The sequence below is a fragment of the Streptosporangium sp. DT93 genome, assembly GCF_049844535.1.
Lineage (GTDB): Bacteria > Actinomycetota > Actinomycetes > Streptosporangiales > Streptosporangiaceae > Streptosporangium.
The window spans coordinates 340,721-346,987 of the sequence record NZ_JBNCLF010000008.1 but is presented as its reverse complement, the minus strand read 5'-3'; the positions used below and the strand labels follow the sequence as shown (position 1 = coordinate 346,987).

Sequence of the window (6,267 nt, the reverse complement as noted above, 5' to 3'; positions counted from 1 at the left end):
TTGAGTTCTCAAGAAACGGACGCGTACACCCGCCACCCAGCCGATTCAACCGGCCGACCGTCAGGGGCGTTCCATTTCGTATTTCAACCGTACCGGCCTGTTAAGATTGTGTCAAATCGTGGAGCTTGATTCACTTGCCACAATCCCGGCAAACTGGCTAGGCTTTTCGTTCCCGCTTCCGGGACGACCCTCTGAACCTACCGTGACAGTCAGGCCGTGGCGAATCAACCGGTTTTCCGGTGACCTACGTGGGTCCGAACTCTGAGGCTCGTTCAGTGGATCGGCTCCCGGGGCCCGTCCGCCTCGCAGGCGTCCGGCTCGCTCCCGGGGCATGAGAAACATTATGCGCCTCTCCGAACATCGTCAAATCAACGATCCTCGATAAAACCGCAGGTCAGGGCGTTGCATGGGAAGAACCCGGCGCCTTCGCCACCGAAACGTTACGCCCCGGTACGGTCGGCGCCCCGGCCATGACCGGGGCGTCGGCACATCATGTCCATCTCGTTGACCCGCCGGGGGCCGATCTACCGCGCGTTTGCCACTTGGACGATCACACCCGGTACGAGCAGGAGAGGCACCCGCACCGGGAACGTCTCCCGGTGCGGGAACATCCGGATCAGGCCTCGACGAGCTCGACGCCGCCGATGGAGCGCTTACCCCGGCGCAGCACCAGGAAGCGCCCGTGGAGCAGATCGCCGGCGGACGGCGCGTACGTCTCGTCGGTCACCTTGGTGTTGTTCAGGTAGGCGCCCCCCTCCTTCACCGCACGGCGCGCCTCTGACTTCGACTTGACCAGACCGCTCTCGGCGAGCAGGTCCACGAAGGACGCCCCCAGGCCGGACACCTCGGCGCGCGGCACCTCCGCGAGGGCCTCCCCCAGCGTCCGGGCGGGGAGTTCCTCCAGGGAACCCTGGCCGAACAGCGCCGCCGAGGCCGCGATCACCGCGGCGCACTCGTCCGCGCCGTGCACCAGCGTGGTGAACTCCTCGGCGAGCGCCCGCTGGGCCTCACGGGCGGCCGGCCGCTCGGCCGCGGACTTCTCCAGCTCCTCGATCTCCTCACGGGACCTGAAGCTGAAGATCTTGAGGAACTTCACCACGTCCCGGTCGTCCGCGTTCAGCCAGAACTGGTAGAACGCGTACGCGGAGGTCATCTCGGGGTTCAGCCAGACCGCGCCACCGGCCGTCTTGCCGAACTTGGTGCCGTCGGCCTTGGTGATGAGCGGCACGGTGAGGGCGTGCACGTGGCCGCCGGTCACCCGGCGGATGAGGTCGTTCCCGGCGGTGATGTTGCCCCACTGGTCGCTGCCGCCGATCTGCAGGGTGCAGCCGTAGCGCCGGTTCAGCTCCAGGTAGTCGTTGGCCTGCAGGATCTGGTAGCTGAACTCGGTGTAGCTGAGCCCTTCCCCGCCCAGACGGGCCGAGACCGACTCACGGGCGAGCATCCGGTTGACCGGGAAGTGCTTGCCGACGTCACGCAGGAAGTCGATCGCGGACATGCCCGCGGTCCAGTCGAGGTTGCTGACCAGGATCCCGCGCTCCTCGTCGGAGAAGTCGAGGAACTTCTCCACGTGGACGCGGATGCGCGCGACCCATTCGGCCACCACGTCGGAGGAGTTGAGCGAGCGTTCGGTGCTCCGGCCGCTGGGGTCGCCGATCAGTCCGGTCGCGCCGCCCACCAGCCCGATGACGCGGTGGCCCGCCCGCTGCAGGCGGGTCAGGGTGAGCAGCGGGACGAGGTTGCCGACGTGCAGCGAGGGGGCGGTGGGGTCGAAGCCGCAATAGACCGTGATCGGACCCTCGGCCATCGCCGCCCGCAGGGCGTCGATGTCGGTGGACTGCGCGATCAGGCCGCGCCAGGCGAGGTCATCCAGAATGTCGGTCACGATCCTTGCTTTCCAATGCTCGAAGGGACTTTCGGGGCTTCGGACACCAGCCTGCCCGATCACCGCCCGCTCACGCCACCCGGACACCCCTTCGCGCCCGAGCCGACCGGCGGGTACGCGCCCGGCGGGACACGGACACCCGCGAGGACGCCGTGCGCCGCACCCGGACGGGGCGGGACGGGACCCGGCGGCGCGGGACGGCCGTACACCGAACCCGGACAGGAAGGGACCGGGCGGCGCGAAGGCCGTACACCGAACCCGGAAGGGAAGGGACCAGGCGGCGCGAAGGCTACCGGCGACGCGGGACGTGCGGGCGGTGCGGCGAGACCGTGGGGTCGGCGTCGATCCAGAAGCGCCACGGCGTCTCCCGCCCCGACGACACCCCGGTCCGCGGTCCCGACCTGATCGACGAGGACGCGACCGGCTCGCCCTCCAGCACCGCCAGCTCACCGATCCCGGAGCCCTCACGGATCTCCGGGGTCTCCGGGGTCTCCGGGGTCTCCGGGGTCTCCGGGGTCTCCGGGAGCACGGCGAGCGGCCCCGGGCCGCAGGCGTCGAGGCCGTTGTGCTCGCGTCCGAAGCCCAGCGCCACCGCCAGCCGGGCCGGCCCCCTGGCGAGATCGACGTGCTTGACGACGCGGGCGCCGCCCGCGGTGCGGCGGGCCAGGGCCGGTTCGGCGCCGGAGATCACCTCTCCGGCTCGGAGCAGCACCCCGGAACCGACCCCCTCGGGCAGGCAGGTCAGGTTGGCGCAGAAGTGCATGCCGTAGGTGAAGTACACGTACAGGTGGCCCGGCGGGCCGAACATGACCGCGTTGCGCGCCGTGCGCCCCCGGTAGGTGTGCGAGGCCGGGTCCTCCCCGGGCACGCCGTACGCCTCGGTCTCGGTGATGCGGAGCGCGACCGGCCCGTGCACCAGCACCCGCCCCAGCAGGTCCGGGGCGACCTGGTGCGCGGGACGGTCGAAGAACTCCCGCGCCAGCCTCACCGGAGCGGACGTGAGGTTCCCCGCCGACCGCGCCGCAGCGGGCGTGGGGTCCCCCGCCCTCACCGGAGCGGGAGCGGAAGCGGGATCCCCTGCCGACCGCGCCGGGGCGGGCGTCCGCCCGCCCCGCCCGTCATCGGGCTCCGGCCCTCTCGCCGTCACCGGGCGTCAGTTCCCGCTCGCCCAGCTCGCCTGCCCGTCGACGGTGTCGCGCAGCGCGATGAGCTGGTCGCGGACCCGGTCGGGCGCGGTGCCGCCGTGCGCCTTGCGGGCCGCCAGGGCGCCGGGCACCGAGAGTACCTCGCGGGAGTCGGGCGTGAAGTGCGGTGAGACCTTGGCCAGCTCGTCGTCGGTGAGCTCGCCGAAGTCCTTGTCGTTGACCTGGCACCACACGACCAGGTGCCCCACCGCCTCGTGGGCCTCGCGGAACGGCACGCCCCTGCGGACCAGCAGCTCGGCCAGGTCGGTCGCCAGCGCGAACCCGTCGGGGGCCGAGGCCTCCAGCTTGGCGGTGTTGACCCGCATGGTCGCCACCAGCCCGGCCATGGCGGGCAGGACGAGCAGCAGGGTGTCGACGGAGTCGAACACCGGCTCCTTGTCCTCCTGCAGGTCACGGTTGTAGGTCAGCGGCAGGCCCTTGAGCGTGGTCAGCAGCGCCATGAGGTTGCCGATGAGGCGGCCGCTCTTGCCCCGGGCGAGCTCGGCCACGTCGGGGTTCTTCTTCTGCGGCATGATCGACGAGCCGGTGGAGTAGGCGTCGTCCATCTCGATCCAGCGGAACTCCTGCGAGGCCCACAGGACGATCTCCTCCCCCAGCCGGGACAGGTGCACGCCGATCATCGCCGCGTCGAACAGGAACTCGGCGGCGAAGTCGCGGTCGGCGACGGCGTCCATCGAGTTGGGCGCGGCGGAGTCGAAGCCGAGCTCCTCGGCCACGGCGCGCGGGTCCAGCGGCAGGGAGGAGCCCGCCAGCGCCCCGGAGCCGAGCGGGGAGACGGCCGCGCGCCGGTCCCAGTCGCGCAGCCGGTCGATGTCGCGGGCGAAGGCGTGCACGTGTGCCAGGAGCTGGTGGCCGAAGGAGACCGGCTGCGCGTGCTGCAGGTGGGTCATGCCGGGAGCGGCCGTCTCGGCGTGCTCCTCGGCCTGGCTCATCAGCGCGGTCTCCAGCTCCACCAGCCGGGAGACGATGTGCCGGACGTGGTCGCGGAGGTAGAGCCGGAGGTCGGTGGCGACCTGGTCGTTGCGGCTGCGACCGGCCCTGAGCTTGCCGCCGAGCGTGCCGAGGCGCTCCAGCAGCCCGCGCTCCAGCGCGGTGTGGACGTCCTCGTCGGCGACGGTCGGCCGGAACTCGCCCGCCTTGCAGGCGCGCTCCAGGTCGTCCAGGGCGCCGATCATCCGTGCCAGCTCGTCCTCGGTCAGCAGGTTCGCGCGGTGCAGCACCCGGGCGTGCGCGCGCGAGGCCAGCAGGTCGTACGGTACGAGCCGCCAGTCGAAGTGCACGCTCACCGAGAGCCTGGTCAGCGCGTCGGCCGGACCTCCTTCGAACCGGCCGCCCCACAGCCGCATCGGCTTGCCACCATCAGTCACCGTCGTTCTCCCTCCCCATTCAATCCGCGACCCTAGCCGACTCAGGACAGCCGGGCGTCCCGCGCCGAGGCAATCTTGGAGGGCAGGCTCCACAGCTCGACGAAGCCCTTGGCCAGGGACTGGTCGAAGGTGTCGCCGGTGTCGTAGGTGGCGAGGTTGAAGTCGTACAGCGACGCCTCGGAGCGCCGGCCGGTGACCGTGGCGCGGCCGCCGTGCAGGACCATCCTGATCTCGCCGGTGACGTGCTCCTGGGCCTCGGCGATGAAGGTGTCGAGGGCCTTCTTGAGCGGGGAGAACCACAGGCCGTCGTAGACGAGCTCGCCCCAGCGCTGGTCCACCGAGCGCTTGAACCTGGCCAGGTCGCGCTCGACGGTCACGTTCTCCAGCTCCATGTGCGCGGTGATCAGCGTGATGGCGCCCGGCGCCTCGTAGACCTCGCGGGACTTGATGCCGACCAGCCGGTCCTCGACCATGTCGAGACGGCCCACGCCCTGGGCGCCGGCGCGCCGGTTGAGCTCCTCGATGACCTGGAACGGGGTCAGGTGCCGCCCGTCCAGGGCCACCGGGACGCCCTTGACGAAGCTGATGATGACCTCGTCGGCCTCGCGCGGCTGGGACGGGTCGGCGGTGTAGGCGTAGACGTCCTCGATCGGGCCGTTCCAGATGTCCTCCAGGAAGCCGGTCTCGACGGCCCTGCCCCAGATGTTCTGGTCGATGGAGTACGGGTTCTTCTTGCTGGTCTCGATCGGGAGGTTCTTCTCCTCGGCGTAGGCGATCGCCTTGTCCCGGGTCCAGGCGTAGTCGCGGGCCGGGGCGATGACCTTGAGCTCGGGGAAGAGGGCGGCCAGCCCGGCCTCGAACCGGACCTGGTCGTTGCCCTTGCCGGTGCAGCCGTGCGAGACGTGGGTGCCGCCGAACTCCTTGGCCGCGGCGGCCAGGTGCTTGACGATCAGCGGCCGCGAGAGCGCGGAGACCAGCGGGTAGCGGTCCATGTAGAGGGCGTTGGCCTGCAGGGCGGGCACGCAGAAGTCGGTGGCGAACTCCTCGCGGGCGTCCACCACGACGGACTCCACGGCGCCGCACTCGATGGCCCGCTTGCGGATGACCTCCATGTCCTCGCCGTCCTGGCCGACGTCGACGGCCACCGCGATGACCTCGGCGCCGGTCTTCTCGGCGAGGAAGGGGATGGCCACGGATGTGTCGAGGCCGCCGGAGAAGGCGAGTACGACCCGGTCAGTCATGATTGATATCTCCAAGCTGTTCGTTCGTCACAGGTGTCAGATGCTGCCAGGGACCGCCCGCGTGAGCGGGCTGAATACGTCGGTCGGCGTGCCTGAGCAGCGCCTCGGCGACCGACACCCCGCCCGTGGGATCCCGGCTGATGACGAGGATGGTGTCGTCCCCGGCCACCGTGCCGAGGATGGACTCCCAGTCGGCGTGGTCGATGGCGGAGGCGAGGAACTGCGCCGCCCCGGGGGGCGTGCGGACGATGACCAGGTTGGCGGAGGCCTCGGCGGAGACGAGGAGTTCCTCGGCGAGTCTGCCGAGCCGCGCGGCCGGGGACTCCCCGGTGCCGAGCCTGGCACGCCGTATCCGGTCGCCGCCCTCACCGGGCAGGGCGTAGACCAGGGAGCCGTCCTCGGCGCGCAGCTTGAGGGCGCCGAGCTCGTCCAGGTCGCGCGAGAGGGTGGCCTGGGTGACCTCCACCCCGCTCTCCAGCAGGAGCTTGGCCAGTTCCGGCTGGGATCTGATCGGCTGCCGCTGGAGCAGGTCGGTGATGCGCGCCTGGCGGGCGACCTTGGTCATCGGG

At 70.8% G+C, this 6,267-nt stretch carries 5 protein-coding genes; all 5 read right to left on the bottom strand.

Annotation, left to right across the window (positions count from 1 at the left end; genetic code table 11):
• Positions 1 to 616: 616 nt before the first annotated feature.
• The 5 genes from tyrS to ACLQ2R_RS20220 all read right to left on the bottom strand — a co-directional run bounded on the left by tyrS (position 617) and on the right by ACLQ2R_RS20220 (position 6,263).
• Positions 617 to 1,885 carry a tyrosine--tRNA ligase gene (gene tyrS / locus ACLQ2R_RS20240; protein ID WP_425961592.1) on the bottom strand — a complete coding sequence of 423 codons (1,269 nt, stop codon included), beginning with the start codon at positions 1,883 to 1,885 and terminating at the stop codon, positions 617 to 619.
• 289 nt (positions 1,886 to 2,174) lie between these two features.
• The gene (locus tag ACLQ2R_RS20235) at positions 2,175 to 2,873 is read right to left on the bottom strand and encodes a DNA-3-methyladenine glycosylase (protein WP_425961590.1); all 699 of its coding nucleotides are present in this window, start codon (positions 2,871 to 2,873) and stop codon (positions 2,175 to 2,177) included.
• A 165-nt stretch (positions 2,874 to 3,038) separates the two neighbouring features.
• Positions 3,039 to 4,457, bottom strand: a complete 1,419-nt coding sequence (gene argH / locus ACLQ2R_RS20230; protein ID WP_425961588.1) for an argininosuccinate lyase — start codon at positions 4,455 to 4,457, stop codon at positions 3,039 to 3,041.
• 41 nt (positions 4,458 to 4,498) lie between these two features.
• The gene (locus ACLQ2R_RS20225) at positions 4,499 to 5,698 is read right to left on the bottom strand and encodes an argininosuccinate synthase (protein WP_425961586.1); all 1,200 of its coding nucleotides are present in this window, start codon (positions 5,696 to 5,698) and stop codon (positions 4,499 to 4,501) included.
• The gene (locus ACLQ2R_RS20220) at positions 5,691 to 6,263 is read right to left on the bottom strand and encodes an arginine repressor (RefSeq protein ID WP_425961618.1); all 573 of its coding nucleotides are present in this window, start codon (positions 6,261 to 6,263) and stop codon (positions 5,691 to 5,693) included. The genes ACLQ2R_RS20225 and ACLQ2R_RS20220 overlap by 8 nt, the downstream gene beginning before the upstream one ends.
• Positions 6,264 to 6,267 lie beyond the last annotated feature (4 nt).